The sequence below is a fragment of the Bradyrhizobium sp. LA6.1 genome (genome assembly GCF_040547805.1).
Taxonomy (GTDB): domain Bacteria; phylum Pseudomonadota; class Alphaproteobacteria; order Rhizobiales; family Xanthobacteraceae; genus Bradyrhizobium; species Bradyrhizobium barranii.
The window spans coordinates 54,857-70,928 of sequence record NZ_JBEPQK010000007.1 but is presented as its reverse complement, the minus strand read 5'-3'; the positions used below and the strand labels follow the sequence as shown (position 1 = coordinate 70,928).

Annotated in this window: 13 protein-coding genes; 12 read left to right on the top strand and 1 reads right to left on the bottom strand. The window is 65.5% G+C overall.

Annotated features, from left to right (window positions below):
- Positions 1-76: 76 nt before the first annotated feature.
- From ABIB99_RS19475 to ABIB99_RS19445, 7 genes are all read left to right on the top strand, one after another.
- Positions 77-1,048, top strand: a complete 972-nt coding sequence (locus tag ABIB99_RS19475; protein ID WP_014491109.1) for an aliphatic sulfonate ABC transporter substrate-binding protein — start codon at positions 77-79, stop codon at positions 1,046-1,048.
- A gap of 235 nt (positions 1,049-1,283) precedes the next feature.
- The gene (locus ABIB99_RS19470) at positions 1,284-2,129 is read left to right on the top strand and encodes an ABC transporter permease (protein ID WP_354177400.1); all 846 of its coding nucleotides are present in this window, start codon (positions 1,284-1,286) and stop codon (positions 2,127-2,129) included.
- A 4-nt stretch (positions 2,130-2,133) separates the two neighbouring features.
- Positions 2,134-2,919, top strand: a complete 786-nt coding sequence (locus ABIB99_RS19465) for an ABC transporter ATP-binding protein (protein WP_063980041.1) — start codon at positions 2,134-2,136, stop codon at positions 2,917-2,919.
- Positions 2,920-2,989: 70 nt separating this feature from the next.
- Positions 2,990-3,499, top strand: coding sequence for an OsmC family protein (locus ABIB99_RS19460; protein ID WP_354177157.1), 510 nt, complete (start codon positions 2,990-2,992; stop codon positions 3,497-3,499).
- A 175-nt stretch (positions 3,500-3,674) separates the two neighbouring features.
- Positions 3,675-4,490 carry a hypothetical protein gene (locus ABIB99_RS19455; protein WP_354177156.1) on the top strand — a complete coding sequence of 272 codons (816 nt, stop codon included), beginning with the start codon at positions 3,675-3,677 and terminating at the stop codon, positions 4,488-4,490.
- 103 nt (positions 4,491-4,593) lie between these two features.
- Complete coding sequence (locus tag ABIB99_RS19450) at positions 4,594-5,307, top strand: GrlR family regulatory protein (protein WP_354177154.1); 714 nt, start codon at positions 4,594-4,596, stop codon at positions 5,305-5,307.
- 439 nt (positions 5,308-5,746) lie between these two features.
- The gene (locus ABIB99_RS19445) at positions 5,747-7,423 is read left to right on the top strand and encodes a methyl-accepting chemotaxis protein (protein WP_354177153.1); all 1,677 of its coding nucleotides are present in this window, start codon (positions 5,747-5,749) and stop codon (positions 7,421-7,423) included.
- Between the two features lie 123 nt (positions 7,424-7,546).
- Here the strand turns inward: ABIB99_RS19445 and mutS are convergent, their stop codons facing one another.
- Positions 7,547-10,285 carry a DNA mismatch repair protein MutS gene (gene mutS / locus ABIB99_RS19440; protein ID WP_354177151.1) on the bottom strand — a complete coding sequence of 913 codons (2,739 nt, stop codon included), beginning with the start codon at positions 10,283-10,285 and terminating at the stop codon, positions 7,547-7,549.
- 216 nt (positions 10,286-10,501) lie between these two features.
- Here mutS and pcaF point away from each other — a divergent pair, with 216 nt between their 5' ends.
- The 5 genes from pcaF (at position 10,502) to ABIB99_RS19415 (ending at position 16,070) form a co-directional block, all read left to right on the top strand.
- Positions 10,502-11,710, top strand: a complete 1,209-nt coding sequence (pcaF, locus tag ABIB99_RS19435; protein WP_354177150.1) for a 3-oxoadipyl-CoA thiolase — start codon at positions 10,502-10,504, stop codon at positions 11,708-11,710.
- Positions 11,711-11,809: 99 nt separating this feature from the next.
- Positions 11,810-12,703 (top strand): dioxygenase family protein, encoded by an 894-nt coding sequence (locus tag ABIB99_RS19430; RefSeq protein WP_354177149.1) that lies wholly within the window; start codon positions 11,810-11,812, stop codon positions 12,701-12,703.
- A gap of 118 nt (positions 12,704-12,821) precedes the next feature.
- Positions 12,822-13,523: a protocatechuate 3,4-dioxygenase subunit beta gene (gene pcaH / locus ABIB99_RS19425; protein ID WP_071909017.1), complete on the top strand. Its 702-nt coding sequence runs from the start codon at positions 12,822-12,824 to the stop codon at positions 13,521-13,523.
- Positions 13,524-14,114 carry a protocatechuate 3,4-dioxygenase subunit alpha gene (gene pcaG / locus ABIB99_RS19420; RefSeq protein ID WP_166347797.1) on the top strand — a complete coding sequence of 197 codons (591 nt, stop codon included), beginning with the start codon at positions 13,524-13,526 and terminating at the stop codon, positions 14,112-14,114.
- Positions 14,115-14,378: 264 nt separating this feature from the next.
- Complete coding sequence (locus ABIB99_RS19415) at positions 14,379-16,070, top strand: methyl-accepting chemotaxis protein (RefSeq protein ID WP_354177148.1); 1,692 nt, start codon at positions 14,379-14,381, stop codon at positions 16,068-16,070.
- Positions 16,071-16,072: the final 2 nt, after the last annotated feature.

Here is a 16,072-nt window from a genome sequence, read left to right as displayed (position 1 = left end):
TTCGGGATAGCGATTTTCTCGTTGACCTCTAGAAATAACTCATTGAAAAACAATGAAGTTTTTGAGGAGGCTGGGCATGACCGGGATTACACGACGCATTCTGTTGGCGGGGGCTGTTGCGCTCGCCATGACCCCTGCGGCACGGGCGGCGGATCCGCTTAAGGAAATCCGCATCGACTGGGCGACCTACAATCCGGTGTCGATGGTCCTGAAGCAGAAGGGTCTGCTGGAGAAGGAGTTCGCCAAGGACGGCATCAGCATCATTTGGGTGCAGTCGGCCGGCTCCAACAAGGCGCTCGAATTCCTCAACGCCGGCTCGATCGATTTCGGCTCGACCGCGGGCTCGGCGGCGCTGGTGGCGAAGATCAACGGGAACCCCATCAAGTCGATCTACGTCTATTCGCGTCCCGAATGGACGGCGCTGGTGACATCAAAGGATTCCAAGATCGCGAGCGTTGCTGATCTCAAGGGCAAGCGCGTCGCGGTGACGCGCGGCACCGATCCGCACATCTTCCTGGTGCGCGCGCTGCTCGGTGCCGGCCTGACAGAAAAGGACATCACGCCGGTGCTGCTCCAGCACGCCGACGGCAAGACCGCGCTGATCCGCGGCGACGTCGACGCCTGGGCCGGTCTCGATCCGATGATGGCGCAGGCCGAGGTCGAGGAAGGTGCAAAACTGTTTTATCGCAAGGCGGATGCCAACACCTGGGGCATCCTCAATGTGCGCGAGCAGTTCTTGAAGGACTATCCGGACGCCGCCCGCCGCGTGCTTGCGGTGTATGAAGAGGCGCGCAAATATTCGCTGGCGAATTACGATGATCTGAAGAAGACCTTCATCGCCGTGACCAAGCTGCCGGACGCCGTCGTCGACAAGCAGCTCAAGGAGCGCACCGAGCTCACCCACAGCCGCATCGGCGCACCCCAGCGCGAGTCGATCCTCGCTGCCGGCCTTGCGCTCCAGCAGGCCGGCGTCGTCGACGCCAAGGTCGATGTGAAGGCGACGCTGGATGCCCTGATCGACGACCAGGTCCCGTTGCCGACGAACTAGTTCTGCGCAAGAGGCAGGCGCGCGCAACAAACTCCGCTGTCGTCCCGGGGCGCGAAGCGAGCCCGGGACCCATAACCCCAGGGAGTAGTTTGACGCGAAGGCGGTCACTCCGAGTCCCCGTAACCATATCGCCCTGTGGTTATGGGCCCCGGATCTGCGCTTCGCTTGTCCGGGGCGACAACCGAGATTGCCGCGCGCCCTTGCATTCCCCGACCAGACGCGCTTCCTACCGGCCATGATCTCCGACGCGCCAGTCCTGCAGCAGACCTCGGAACCGGCCGAAAGTGCCGCCGCGCCCTCGCGGCTGTCGCGTTATGCGCGGCCGTTGCTTGGAATCTTGCTGCCGCTCATCCTCGCGCTCGGCTGGGAGCTGGTGGTGTGGTCTGGCTGGTCCAACGGCCGTCTGGTGCCGCCGCCCTCGCGCGTGTTTGCGACCATCACCGAGCTCGCCCGCTCCGGCGAGCTGGTCCGCCACATCGCCGCGACGCTGTGGCGCGTCGGTCTCGGCTTCGCCTTCGGCGTGATCGCGGGCACCGTGCTCGGTGCCATCTCCGGCTATTGGTCGCTGGCGCGGCGGCTGCTCGATCCGACCGTGCAGGCGCTGCGTGCGATCCCTTCGCTGGCCTGGGTGCCGTTGTTCATCCTCTGGCTCGGCATCTTCGAGACCTCCAAGATCGCGCTGATCGCGGTCGGCGTGTTCTTCCCGGTCTATCTCGGCGTGATGGGCGCGATCCTTTCCGTCGATCGCAAGATCGTCGAGGTCGGTCGTACCTTCCGTCTCTCCGGGTTCGCCATGATCCGCCGCATCCTGCTGCCCGCGGTGCTGCCGGCCTATGTGGTGTCCTTGCGTGTCGGCCTTGGTCTGGGCTGGATGTTCGTGGTGGCGGCCGAGCTGATCGGCGCCTCGGAAGGCCTCGGCTATCTCCTGCTCGACGGCCAGCAACTTGGCAAGCCCGCGCAGATTCTCGCCGCGATCGTGATCTTCGCCATCCTCGGCAAGCTCACCGACTGGCTGATCGAGGTCGGGGCTGCGCCGTTCCTGCGCTGGCAGGACGCCTTCGGGCGCGCGAAGGGAACGTAACGCGATGCTGGCGCTCGACCGGGTCAGCAAGACCTATCCCAACGGCGTGCAGGCGCTGGCGCGTTTCTCCGCCGAGATCAAGCAGGGCGAGATCGTCGCCATCATCGGCGGCTCCGGCTGCGGCAAGTCCACGCTCTTGCGCGCCATCGCAGGCCTCGATCGCGCGAGCGCAGGCACGGTGACGCTCGACAGCGAGGCGATCAATTCGCCGCACGCAAAAATCGGCATCATCTTCCAGGAGCCGCGGCTTTTGCCCTGGCTCAGCGTCGCCGACAATATCGGCTTCGGCCTTGCCGACCTGCCCGCGACTGAGCGGCGCGAGAAGGTGGCGCGCGCGCTCGCCCGCGTCGGGCTCACTGATAAGGCGCAGGCCTGGCCGCGCGAGCTCTCGGGCGGGCAGGCGCAGCGTGTCGCGATCGCGCGTGCGCTGGTGCCGCAACCGGAAGTGCTGCTGCTCGACGAGCCGTTCTCCGCGCTCGACGCCTTCACCCGCAGGGATCTCCAGGATCATCTGCTCGACCTCTGGGCCGACACCCGGCCGACCTTGATCCTCGTCACACATGACGTCGACGAGGCCGTGGTGCTGGCCGATCGCGTGCTGGTGATGCGGCCGCGGCCGGGCCGGCTGTTCGACCAGATCGAGATCAATCTGGGCCGGCCGCGCGACCGCAATTCGCCGTTGTTCGAGAATTTCAAGCGAAGTGTGCTGACGTCACTCGACCGTTCGCTCGACCGCAACGTGCCCGACCGTGACGCAACCCAGGGTCCCGGTCAGGCCATGTGGTGGTGACATTTTCTCTCTGAGCCGGTACATCGCAAGCCGGTACTTCGTAGGGACGATTTTTCCGGGAGAGAACAAGATGGACGCCGCAGCACTGCGCCAGATGCAGGCCCCGATCAAGGAACGCTACAAGACCGATCCCAAGACCGCGATGATCACGCTGAAGGCCAAGGGCTCGACCGACAGCGAAGGCATCGCCTGCAAGGTCGAGACCGGCCGCGCCATCGCAATGGCTGGCCTGCATCCCGCCACCGGCGGCACCGGCCTCGAGCTCTGCTCCGGCGACATGCTGCTGGAAGCCTTGGTCGCCTGTGCCGGCGTCACCCTGAAATCGGTCGCGACCGCCATCGAGATCCCGCTGAAGACCGGCAACGTCTATGCCGAGGGCGATCTCGATTTCCGCGGCACGCTCGGCGTCGACAAGGAGACCCCGGTCGGCTTCGCCGAGATTCGCCTGCGCTTCGAGGTGGACACCGACGCGCCGCAGGACAAGCTCGATCTGCTGCTGAAACTCACCGAGCGCTATTGCGTGGTCTACCAGACCATCAAGAACGGCCCGAAGGTTTCGGTGTCGATGCAGCGGATGTGACTTCCTGACCCTCCCCTTGAGGGGGAGGGTCGATCGCGCGCAGCGCGAGCGGGGTGGGTGATCTCTCCACTCGGGCGCCGTATCCGTCGAGAGACTGTCACCCCACCCCGTCTCATATTTCGCTACGCTCCATATGAGCCGACCCTCCCCTTCAGGGCAGGGTAAGAAGCAAAAAATGCCCCCCGAGCTCCACTTCATCATCTTCCTCGTCCTGCGCATGGCGATCGCCGCGGCGTTCGTCGTGTCCGCGTCGTTCATTGCCGAGCGCACCGGTCCGGTGATCGGCGGACTGGTGGCGACCTTGCCGATCTCGGCCGGTCCTTCCTACGTCTTCCTCGCGCTCGACCATGACGCCGCCTTCATCGCGCAAGGCGCGTTGTCGAGCCTTCCGGTCAACGCCGCGACGATCGTCCTTGGGCTCACCTATGTCGTGCTGGCGCAGCGGAACAATCTGCTGGTGAGCGCCGGCAGCGCGGTCGCAGTGTGGATCGTGCTGGCCTCCATCATCCGCCTGTTCGACTGGACTTTGACCGCCGGGCTCGCCGTCAACCTGGTCGCCTTCGGCATCTGCATTCCGCTGCTCGCACGGTACCGCCATGTGAAGATGCCGCTGGTGACGCGTCGCTGGTACGACATTCCATTCCGCGCCTCGCTGGTCGCGACGCTGGTTGCGATCGTGGTCTCGACCTCGGGCTGGGTTGGCCCGCGGGTGAGTGGCGTCATCGCGCTCTACCCGATCGTGTTCACCAGCATGATGGTGATCCTGCATCCGCGCATCGGCGGCCCGCCGACCGCCGCCGTGCTCGCCAACTCCGCCTGGGGCCTGCTCGGCTTCGGTCTGGCAATTGCGGTGCTGCACGTCGCCGTCATGCAGTTCGGCTCGGCGATCGGCTTGAGTTGCGCACTCGCCACCTGCATCGGCTGGAACCTGACGCTGTGGAGGATGGGACGACGGAAGAGGCCGATGCATCAGCCGCGCCGCGCTTCGTAGGCGAGATACGCTACGCTTGGGACCTCAGCCCTGCGTCAGGATAGTTAGTTACCCGGGCCGGCAGACCCGCTAAACTGGCAACAGAGCAAGATCGGGGCGTGCGGTGGAGGGATTGTACAAGGTCGAATACGATATCAACGACGGCTCCGGCCGCAGCGTGCTGTACGCCCATGCCGGGAAAATGCTTGGCGGCAACACGGCCTTCGCGCACTTCGGCACCTACGAGATTGTGGACGGCGAAATCGTCGCCAGGCTCCGGACGAAGCGCCACAGCCGGTCGCCGCAGCACAGGTCGCTGGTCAGTTCCGACGCCGTCACAATCAGCATTCGTGGTCGACAGCAGGGCAGGCTCTACCGCTTCGAGGGAGAAGTGGTCGAGGACGCCTCGGTGTTTCGCGCCGTGATGACGCCGCTCGGCGATGATGACGTTCCCCCGCCTGGTGCGGTCGGCGATGGTGGCATCGTCAGCGGACTCTATTCGATCGATATCCGGATGCTGGATGGAATTACCGGTGGCCATACCGGCGTGATGTTGCTGCGCGACGGCCGCATCCTCGGCGGCGATGCCTTCTTCTATTATCTCGGCGCCTATTCTTCGGCGAACGGTCGCTGGAAAGGTGAATTCGTCAATCAGGAACACACGCTGGCAAAGAGCGAGCATCCCTTGTTCGGTGGCTATGAGGTGGGCATCGGCTTCTCCGGCCACTGCGATGACAAGGGCGCCGACATGGAAGCGATCGCGCTCGCCGGCAAGCGCAGCATCCGCCTCGCCGCCACCTTGAAGCTGATCGAGCCGTTTGCCAGGGTGGGCCGCTGACGGCCGCCGGAAGGCGTTGCGTTAATGGGGCAGCATCCTGGACGGTAGTCGCGCGGAAAAGCGCGCGCGGGGCCGCAATCCGTTCATGTCGCGACGTCGCTAAGTATCGATTTGATCGTTGCTAATTCGCGTTTCGGCCGTTTCTTCCGCCGGCCATTTTCGGTTCCATCACTCCGTATTTCTTCGGAGATGGGCTGCCCGATTCCGATAGGTGCATTAATCTAAATTTGGTGCATTCCCCGTAAAGCTACTCGTCGGTTGTCGTTTCCGCGTTTGGGCGGACATGGGCATCAAGGCGGGTCCTCTGTACGCGTGAACGGACCCACATAGTTCACAGCTAGTCATATTCCAACGCTCGGTCTGTCCGAGGGCGTCCGCTCGCCTGTCTTTGAGGCGCGTTGCGCTGCGGCACCATGCGATCCATTCTGGAGATGTTTTGATGTTTGGTCGTAATCCCCATGGAAATGCCCAGGCACAGCTCGACGCCATCGGCCGTTCGCAGGCGACGATCGAATTTGCACTGGATGGCACCATCCTCACCGCGAACGAGAATTTCCTGAAGGCCCTGGGCTATGGGCTGGAGGAGATCAAGGGAAAGCATCACTCCATGTTCGTGCCCGCCGATCAGCGAGGCGGCGCGGCGTACAAGGCGTTCTGGTCCGCGTTGAAGAGCGGCGAGTTCCAGGCCGCGGAGTTCAAGCGGATTGCAAAGGGCGGTCGCGAGATCTGGATCGAGGCGTCGTATAATCCCGTGCTTGACGGCGACGGCAAGCCAGTCAAGGTCGTGAAGATCGCGACCGATATCACCGCGAAGAAGATCAATGCCATGACGGAAGCCTCCAAGGTGTCCGCCATCGGCCGCGCCCAGGCCGTCATCGAGTTCAAGCTCGACGGCACTATCGTGACTGCGAACCAGAATTTCTGCCAGGCGCTCGGCTATTCGCTGGCCGAGATCGAGGGCAAGCATCACAGCCTGTTCGTAGCCCCCGCTGAGCGCGACAGCGCGGCCTATCGCGAATTCTGGGCCAGGCTCAACCGCGGTGAATACCAGGCGGGCGAATACAAACGTATCGGCAAGGGCGGCCGCGAGGTCTGGATCCTCGCCTCTTATAACCCGCTGCTCGACGAGAACGGCAAGCCGTTCGGCGTTGCCAAATTTGCGACCGACGTCACCGCGGAGAAGCTAAAGAACGCCGACCTCGCTGGTCAGATCTCGGCGATCGACAAGGCGCAGGCCGTGATCGAATTCAACATGGACGGCACGATCATCACCGCCAATGCCAATTTTCTCGGCACGCTCGGCTATTCGCTGGCCGAGATCAAGGGCAAGCATCACAGCATGTTCGTCGAGCCGTCGGAGCGCGACCGCGCTGCCTATCGCGAGTTCTGGGCAACGCTCAATCGCGGCCAGTACCAGGCGGCTGAATACAAGCGCATCGGCAAGGGCGGCAAGGAGGTCTACATCCAGGCCTCCTACAACCCGATCCTCGATCTCAACGGCAAGCCGTTCAAGGTCGTGAAATACGCCACTGACACCACGCGGCAGGTGCTGGTCCGCATGGGCAATGAGCGCGTCCGCGGCATGATGGAATCGGTCGCCGCAGGCTCGGAGGAGCTGAACGCGTCGGTGCGCGAGATCTCCGAAGCGATGACCAAGTCCCGCGAGACCGCGATGAGCGCGGTGGAGCAGGTTGCCTCTGCCGACGCGCAGGCGCAGCGGCTGACCGAAGCGGCGAAGGCGATGAGCGGCATCATCGAGATGATCAACAGCATTACCAGCCAGATCAACCTGCTCGCGCTCAACGCCACGATCGAATCGGCGCGCGCCGGCGAGGCTGGCCGCGGCTTCGCGGTGGTCGCTTCCGAGGTGAAGAGCCTCGCCAATCAGGCGAGACAGGCGACCGACAAGATCGGCCAGGAGATCGGCAGCCTCAACGGCATCTCCGGGGACGTCGTCAGCGCGCTCGGCTCGATCAAGCAGGCCATCAACAACGTCAGCGAATACGTCACCTCGACAGCCGCCGCCGTCGAGGAGCAGAGCACGGTCACGAACGAGATGTCGACCAGCATGCAGCGCGCCGCCGCGGAAGCTGCTGCGATGGCGGCAAGGGCGTAAGCCAAGCGCGCAGAAGTCGTAGGGTGGGCAAAGGCGCGCTCTTCGCGCGCCGTGCCCACCATCTTTCCGCGAATTGGTCGTTGAATGGTGGGCACGCTGCGCTTTGCCCACCCTACGGCACCGTCACTGCTTCGGCAGCTTGGCCTTCAACGCATAGAGCGCATCCAGCGCCTCGCGCGGGGACATCTCGTCCGGGTGGAGGGCCTTCACGGCGTCCATCAATAGCTCGGCCTCGGTCGGCGGTGCGGCTTCGGCGGCGGCGCGCGAGGGCACCGCGAACAGCGGCAGATCGTCGGCGAGGGCGCGGGCGGTCTGGCCGCGGTCTTGGGCCTCGAGTTTTGCCAGCACCGATTTGGCGCGCGTGATCACCGCCGGCGGCAGGCCGGCGAGCTTGGCGACCTGGATGCCGTAGGAGCGGTCGGCCGAGCCCGGCAGCACCTCGTGCAGGAACACGACATTGCCCTGCCATTCCTTCACCCGCACCGTCGCGTTGAACATCCGCGGCAGTTTTGCCGAGAGCGCCGTCAGCTCGTGATAATGCGTCGCGAACAGCGTGCGGCAGCGGTTGCTCTCGTGCAGATGCTCGATCGCGGCCCAGGCGATGGAGAGGCCGTCGAACGTCGCGGTGCCGCGGCCGATCTCGTCGAGGATCACGAGCGCGCGCTCGCCGGCCTGGTTCAGGATCGCTGCGGTCTCGACCATCTCCACCATGAAGGTGGAGCGGCCGCGCGCGAGGTCGTCGGCGGCGCCGACGCGCGAGAACAGGCGGTCGATGATGCCGATCCGCGCGCGCGTCGCCGGCACGAAGCTGCCGATCTGCGCCAGCAGCGCGATCAGCGCGTTCTGGCGCAGGAAGGTCGATTTACCGGCCATGTTGGGACCGGTGAGCAGCCAGAGCTGGCCGGATTTCTGCGCCGGTGTTGGCGAGAGATCGCAGGCATTGGCAATGAACGGCTCGCCATTGCGCTTGAGCGCCTGCTCGACGACGGGATGGCGGCCCGCCTCGATCGCAAAGCCGAGGGAGTCATCCACGTCCGGCCGCACATAATTGTCGTCGACCGCGAGCTTGGCCAGCGAGGTCGCGACGTCGAGCAGCGCGAAGGCATGGGCGGCGGCGCGCAGATCGTCGCTGATATCAAGCGCCTTCGCGGACAGCCGCTCGAAGATCTCGAGCTCGAGCCCGAGCGCACGGTCGCCGGCATTGGCGATCTTGGCCTCGATCTCGCCGAGCTCCGAGGTGGTGAAGCGCACCTGTCCGGCCAGCGTCTGGCGATGGATGAAGGTCGCATTCAGCGGCGCCGACATCAGCTTGCCGCCGTGCTGCGCGGTGACCTCGACGAAATAGCCGAGCACGTTGTTGTGCCGGATCTTGAGGCCCTTCACGCCGGTATGATCGGCGTAGCGCGCCTGCATCGAGGCCACCACCAGGCGCGAGGCGTCACGCAGATTGCGCGCTTCGTCGAGGGCGGGCTCGTAGCCCTGGCGAACAAAGCCGCCGTCGCGCTTGATCAGCGGCAGCTGGTCATCGAGGGCACTTGCGAATTCAGCGGCGAGCTCGCGCGACGGACGCTGCAGGGCCGCCATCACCACCGCGATCTCCTGCGGCGGCTGGTCGAGCTCGCCGAGGCGCGTCAGCACCTGGTCGGCGGCAATGATGCCGTCGCGCAGGCCGGCGAGGTCGCGCGGTCCGCCGCGGCCGACCGAAAGACGGGCCAGCGCCCGCGACATGTCGGGCGCGCCGCGCAGGATGCTGCGGATGTCTTCACGCGCGGCGGAGTCCGCAACGAAGGCGCTGACGGCGTCGAGCCGCCGCGCGATTGCGGGCGCGTCCGTCAGCGGCGCCGCGAGCCGCTGCGCCAGCAGGCGCGAGCCGGCCGAGGTCACCGTGCAGTCGATCGCGTCGAGCAGCGAGCCGCGGCGTTCGCCCGCGAGCGTTCGCGTCAATTCGAGATTGGCGCGGGTGGCCGGATCGATCGCCATGGTCGCGCCCGAGGCCTCGCGCGCGGGCGGCGACAGCGGCGGATGCTTGCCGACCTGGGTCCGGTCGACATAGGTGACGGCGGCGGCTGCAGCGGTCGCTTCGAGCCGCGTCAGTTGCGCCAGCCCGTCCATGGTCGCGACGGCGAAATAATCGCACAGGCGCTTTTCCGCGGTGGCGCCATCGAAGACGTCGCGGGTCAGCGGCGTCACCGCCGGCAGCTCGCGCAAGGTCTGTCCGAGCTCGCTGTCGTTGTAGAGCGCGTCGGTGACGATCGCCTCGTTCGGATTGATGCGCGCCAGCGTCGCGGCGAGCTCACCGCTAGAGCATTCCATCACGGTGAATTCGGCGGTCGAGATGTCGATCCAGGCAAGACCGAAGCGGTCGCCGCCACCGGAGGCGCGGGCGCGCGCGATCGCCAGCAGATAATTGTTGGCGCGCGCGTCTAACAGCGTGTCCTCGGTCAGCGTGCCCGGCGTCACCAGCCGCACCACGCCACGGCGCACCACGCTCTTGTTGCCGCGTGCTTTGGCGGCGGCGGGATCCTCGGTCTGCTCGCACACCGCGACCCGGTGGCCGGCGCTGATCAGGCGATGCAGATAGTCCTCGGAACGCTCGACCGGCACGCCGCACATCGGAATGTCGGCGCCCTGATGCTTGCCGCGCTTGGTCAGCACGATGCCGAGCGTCTTCGAGGCGATCTCGGCATCCTCGAAGAACAGCTCGTAAAAGTCGCCCATCCGGTAGAACAGCAGCAGGCCCTGATGCGCCGCTTTGATCTCCAGATATTGTTCCATCATCGGCGTGACGCGCGCGGCAGCTTCCGCCGGCGGTGCGGGCGTGGATTCGGGTTCTGGCGCGGGGATGGGCTGTTGCATTGTCATGGGCGGCGCAACCTACAAAATTTCGCCTCCTGCTCCTACCGGTTTGGCCGGCGAGGGGAGGTTTTCCACGTTGTCCGCACCGCGGCATGCATTGGCAGCGTGCGCACCCCTCGGAACACGCAAGAAACCGTCAATTGACCTGCCGCGGGCGCCCTCCTAAAACTCCGCGGACATTGAAGAATTTGGGCCGGACCGCGGCATTCAGGGAGAACAACGATGCGTGACGTCTTTATCTGCGATGCCGTGCGGACCCCGATCGGCCGTTTCGGCGGCTCGCTCGCCAAGGTGCGCGCCGACGACCTCGCGGCGGCCCCGATCAAGGCGCTGATGGCCAAGCATCCCAATCTCGACTGGGCACAGGTCGACGAAGTCTTCTTCGGCTGCGCCAACCAGGCCGGCGAGGACAACCGCAACGTCGCGCGCATGGCCCTGCTGCTTGCGGGCCTGCCGGATTCGGTTCCCGGGCAGACCCTGAACCGGCTCTGTGCCTCCGGCCTGGACGCGGTCGGTGCGGCCGGCCGCGCCATCCGTTCCGGCGAGATCGAGCTTGCGATCGCCGGCGGCGTTGAATCCATGACCCGCGCGCCCTTCGTGATGGGCAAGGCGCAGGAAGCCTTCTCGCGCTCCGCCGAGATTTTTGACACCACCATCGGCTGGCGTTTCATCAATCCGCTGTTGAAGGCGCAATATGGCGTCGACGCCATGCCGGAGACCGGCGAGAACGTCGCCGAGGAATTCCAGGTCTCGCGCGCCGACCAGGACGCCTTCGCCATCCGTTCGCAGCAGCGCGCAGGCGCGGCGATCGCGGCGGGTTATTTCGCCGAGGAAATCACGCCGATCACCATCCCCGGCGGCAAGGCCGGCCCGATTACGGTCGACAAGGACGAGCATCCGCGCCCGGAGACGACGCTGGAAGGCCTGGCAAAACTGAAGCCGATCGTGCGCAATCCCGGCACCGTGACCGCCGGCAACGCCTCCGGCGTCAATGACGGCGCGGCCGCGATGATCCTGGCTTCTGAAGCCGCCGTGAAGAAGCATGGCCTCACCCCGCGCGCACGCATCCTCGGCCTCGCCTCGGCCGGCGTGCCGCCGCGCATCATGGGCATCGGCCCGGTGCCGGCGACCCGCAAGCTGATGGAACGCCTCGGCAAGAAGATCAGCGATTTCGACCTGATCGAGCTCAATGAGGCCTTCGCCTCGCAAGGCATCGCCTGCATGCGCCAGCTCAGCGTTGCAGACGATGCCGATTTCGTCAATCCGCATGGCGGCGCCATCGCGCTCGGCCATCCCCTCGGCATGAGCGGCGCACGCCTCGCGCTCACCGCCGTCCACGGCATGGAAAAGCGCGGCGGCAAGCTCGCGCTGGCCACCATGTGCGTCGGCGTCGGCCAGGGTGTTGCCGTTGCGATCGAGAAGCTGAACTGAACTCTCTCCTCCCCCTCTCCCCGCTTGCGGGGAGAGGCGAAGATTCCGGGCTCGTTCGTTTCACTCGCGCCCGGAATGACGGGTAATCCGGAGACGAGCATGATCATCGAACGCGAGCAGGACGTCACGGCCGCTGCACTGGCGGTGATGGAGCGGACGTCCGATCCGCGGCTGCGCCAGATCATGGTCTCTCTGGTCAAGCATCTGCACGCCTTCGTCCGCGATGTCCGCCTGACTGAGAAGGAGTTCCGGGACGCGACCGCGATCGTGGCCGAGCTCGGCAAGCTCACGACCGACACGCACAACGAAGTCGTGCTGATGGCGGGCTCGCTCGGCGTCTCGCCGCTGGTGTGCCTGCTCAACAACGGCGATCAGGGCAATACCGAAACCGATCAGTCGCTGCTCGGACCGTTCTGGCGGTTGAACTCGCCGCGGGTCGAGAATGGCGGCTCGATCGTCCGCTCGGAAACGCCCGGTGCGCCGCTGTTCGTCAGCGCCCGCGTCGTCGACAAAGACGGCCGTCCCGTCACGGGTGCGGAGGTCGATGTCTGGCACGCCTCGCCGGTCGGTCTCTACGAGAACCAGGACCCTGATCAGGCCGACATGAACCTGCGCGGCAAGTTCACGACCGACCAGGATGGGCGCTTCGCCTTCCGCTCGGTGATGATGGTCGGCTACCCCATCCCGACCGACGGCGTGGTCGGCCGCCTGCTCGAGGCGCAGGGCCGGCATCCCTATCGGCCCGCGCATCTGCACGCGCTGATTTTCAAGCCCGGATTCAAGGTGCTGATCTCGCAGGTCTACGACCCCGCCGACCCCCATATCGACAGCGACGTGCAGTTCGGGGTGACGCAGGCACTGATCGGCAAGTTCCGGCGCCATGACGCGCCGCATCCGACCGCACGAGACGTCGCGACCCCCTGGTATTCGCTCGACCACACCTACCGGCTGGAGGCCGGTGAGGCCGTGCTGCCGCGTCCGCCGATCAAATAGCGTGGTCCTGCCGGCGCAGGACACCTGCCAAACCCGCTTCCCTAGATTAGTTATGTTCTATAATGATCGGGGGAAGCGTTGACCGGCCGGAGCAAAATGGCCGGGGAGGAGTTCGCCAATGACATTCATCTATCCCGTCGACAGCAACAAGGCGCATCCGCTGCCGCTGTCGCCCGAATACAAGAGCTCGATCAAGCGCGCGCCGAACAAGCCCTTGATCCCGATGCGGCACACGCTGTCGGAATTGACCGGCCCGGTCTACGGCCACGAGACCGTGCGCGAGGGCGATGCCGATCTCACCACCCAGCATACCGGCGAGCCGATCGGCGAGCGCATCATCGTGCACGGCCATGTGCGCGACGAGGACGGCCGCGGCGTGCCGAACTCGCTGGTCGAGATCTGGCAGGCCAATTCCTGCGGCCGCTACGTTCACGTCCGCGACCAGCATCCGGCGCCGCTCGATCCGAATTTCACGGGCGCGGGCCGCACCGTGAGCGATGCCGCCGGCTATTACCGTTTCGTCACCATCAAGCCTGGCGCCTATCCCTGGGGCAATCACCACAACGCCTGGCGTCCCGCGCATATCCATCTGTCGGTGTTCGGCCATTCCTTCGTCACGCGGCTCGTGACGCAGATGTATTTCCCTGCTGACCCGCTGTTCCCGTTCGACCCGATCTTCAACTCGGTGCCGGACGAGAAGGCGCGGGCGCGGATGGTCTCGTCTTTCGACCTCGAGAACACCCAGCCCGAATGGGCGCTGTGCTACCGCTTTGACATCGTGCTGCGCGGCAAGAACGCCACGCCAATGGAGAACACTTAAGTGCAGGACAACGGTATTACCCCATCGCAGACCGTCGGTCCGTTCTTCAAATACGGCCTGACACCGACCGGCGAATACGCCTGGAACGACGCGTTCACCAATTCGACGCTGACGCCCGACGTCACCGGGGATCGCGTCCGCATCGAAGGCCGCGTGTTCGACGGCGACGGCGTCGTTGTGCCCGACGTCATGCTGGAGATCTGGCAGGCGGATGCGCAGGGCCGCTTCGCCGACCCCCAGGACAAGCGCGCGCTGCCCAATGCCAGCTTCCGCGGCTTCGCCCGCTGCGGCACCGACAAGGACGGCAATTATTCCTTCGACACCATCAAGCCGGGCGCGGTGCCCGATCCCGACGGCAAGCCGCAGGCGCCGCACATCGTGCTTGCGGTGTTCGGCCGCGGCATGCTGCGGCATCTCTACACCCGTATCTATTTCAGCGACGAGGCCGGCAATGCCGCCGATCCCGTGCTGGGACTGGTGCCGGCCGATCGCCGCGCGACGCTGATCGCGACGCGCGAGGCGGGGAAGGCGGTCTATCGGCTCGACCTGCGGCTTCAGGGCGACGACGAGACGGTCTTCTTCGACATGTGAGGCAGCAACGCGTGGCGGCGATATCGACAGCCGCCACGCGTTTCTCATCCAGCGCAACTGAGCTAGTTGCTGCGTTTCATCGGGCCTGAGACGTTTCTCTCCGTGCCCTGAGTTGGTCTCGCTGACTCAAAAACGACCGACTGACGTCCTCTTTTCGTAATTTTCCGGTGCCCGCGGGATACAATTTCCGCGCGAAGCAATCCCGTGTTTACCGCAGTTGTTTAGGGTCCGTTCGGATTTCGACCTGCGCCATTGGATTGTTTCATGAAAATTCGTCTCTCGCTTTCTTCTGCGGTCATTGCATTCGGGATCGTTCTCGCCATCGGCTTTACTGCCGTCGTCTCGACCAGCCTTTACGCCCTGCGCGAGCTCAAGGTCGGCGGTCCGCTTTATTCCGACATCAAGCTCGGCAACGACCTCATCGCGGACATCCTGCCGCCGCCCGAATATGTGATCGAAGCCTATCTCGAGGCCACGCTCGCCATGCGCGAGCCGGACCAGCTGTCGGCCCATGGCGAACGCCTGGTCCAGCTCCGCAAGGATTACGATGAGCGCAAGGCATTCTGGACCACCTCCAACCTCTCCACCGATCTGAAGACGGCGCTGGTGTCGAAATCCGACGCCGAGGTGCAGAAGTTCTGGAAGCTCTTGTCCGACCAGCTCCTGCCAGCCCTCAGAGCCAAGGACGTGGCCGGCGCCGAACGCGCCTATGCGCAGCTCAAGGACGCCTACACCGCGCACCGCGCCGTCATCGACAGCATCGTCGAGAGCGCCAACAAGCAGAATGCCGACATGGAGAAGCTGGCGGCCGAGCGCGACAGCTCGATCCTCTACATTCTCCTCGGCGTCTCCGCAGCCGTCCTGGCCCTCATTGCCGCAGGCCTGCTCGGCGTCGCGCTTGGCGTGGTGCGCCCGATCGTGCGCATGACGGACACGATGCAGAAGCTCGCGACCGGCGATCTCGCCGCCGACATCCCCTTCGCGCACCGCCAGGACGAGGTCGGCTCGATGGCGGGTGCGCTCCAGGTGTTCAAGCAGGGGGCGATCGAGAATTCGCGCCTGCGCGAGGAGCAGTTGCGGAAGGAGCACGAGGCCGCGACGGCCAAGCGTGGCGCCCTGCACCAGATGGCCGAGACCGTCGAGCGCGAGACCGGCCGCTCGGTCGATTCCGCGAGCGTGGCAAGCCAGGGCGTCGAACGGGCCGCCTCCAGCCTGTCCGAGATCGCCCGGTCGCTGTCCGCGGAGTCGCAGGCGGTCGCCTCGGCGTCCACCCAGGCGCTGGGCAGCTCGCAGACCGTCTCGGCCGCGGCCGAACAACTGAGCGCCTCGATCCGGGACATCGCAACGCAGGTGGCGCGGACCAGCACGGTCACGAAATCGGCGGTCGCCGGCCGCGAGCAGGCGCGTTCGACCATCCAGGCGCTGGCGGGCGCGGTGAAGAAGATTGCGGAGGTCTCCGACCTCATTGGCGGCATCGCCGGCCAGACCAACCTCCTGGCGCTCAATGCCACGATCGAGGCCGCGCGGGCCGGCGAGGCCGGCCGCGGCTTTGCGGTGGTTGCGGCCGAAGTGAAATCGCTGTCCGACCAGACCGCCAAATCCACCGAAGAGATCGGGCGCCTGATCGCCGAGGTGCAGGCCTCGACCCAGGCCGCGGTCGATGCGGTCGAGACGATGGGAGGCCACATCGTCGAGATCGACGGCGTGGCGACCTCGGTCGCGGCGGCGATGGAGGAGCAGGACTCCGCAACGCGGGAGATCGCGCGGTCGATTTCCGAATCGGCATCCGCTGCGAAGGAGGTCTCGGCCAAGATCGCCAATGTCAGCCGCGACGCCGCCTCGGTGGACGAGCGCGCCACGGAGGTGAGGCAGGCGATCGCGGGCATGGCGGCCAACCTGGAATCGCTGCGGTCGGTCGTCGTCCGGACCGTGCGCGACTCGACCGCAGCGGCTTGAGC

Coding starts and splice junctions, on each gene's coding strand:
- ABIB99_RS19475 (WP_014491109.1), top strand. CDS start 77: ATGACCGGGATTACACGACGCATTCTGTTGGCGGGGGCTGTTGCGCTC.
- ABIB99_RS19470 (WP_354177400.1), top strand. CDS start 1,284: ATGATCTCCGACGCGCCAGTCCTGCAGCAGACCTCGGAACCGGCCGAA.
- ABIB99_RS19465 (WP_063980041.1), top strand. CDS start 2,134: ATGCTGGCGCTCGACCGGGTCAGCAAGACCTATCCCAACGGCGTGCAG.
- ABIB99_RS19460 (WP_354177157.1), top strand. CDS start 2,990: ATGGACGCCGCAGCACTGCGCCAGATGCAGGCCCCGATCAAGGAACGC.
- ABIB99_RS19455 (WP_354177156.1), top strand. CDS start 3,675: ATGCCCCCCGAGCTCCACTTCATCATCTTCCTCGTCCTGCGCATGGCG.
- ABIB99_RS19445 (WP_354177153.1), top strand. CDS start 5,747: ATGTTTGGTCGTAATCCCCATGGAAATGCCCAGGCACAGCTCGACGCC.
- mutS (WP_354177151.1), bottom strand. CDS start 10,285: ATGACAATGCAACAGCCCATCCCCGCGCCAGAACCCGAATCCACGCCC.
- pcaF (WP_354177150.1), top strand. CDS start 10,502: ATGCGTGACGTCTTTATCTGCGATGCCGTGCGGACCCCGATCGGCCGT.
- ABIB99_RS19430 (WP_354177149.1), top strand. CDS start 11,810: ATGATCATCGAACGCGAGCAGGACGTCACGGCCGCTGCACTGGCGGTG.
- pcaH (WP_071909017.1), top strand. CDS start 12,822: ATGACATTCATCTATCCCGTCGACAGCAACAAGGCGCATCCGCTGCCG.
- ABIB99_RS19415 (WP_354177148.1), top strand. CDS start 14,379: ATGAAAATTCGTCTCTCGCTTTCTTCTGCGGTCATTGCATTCGGGATC.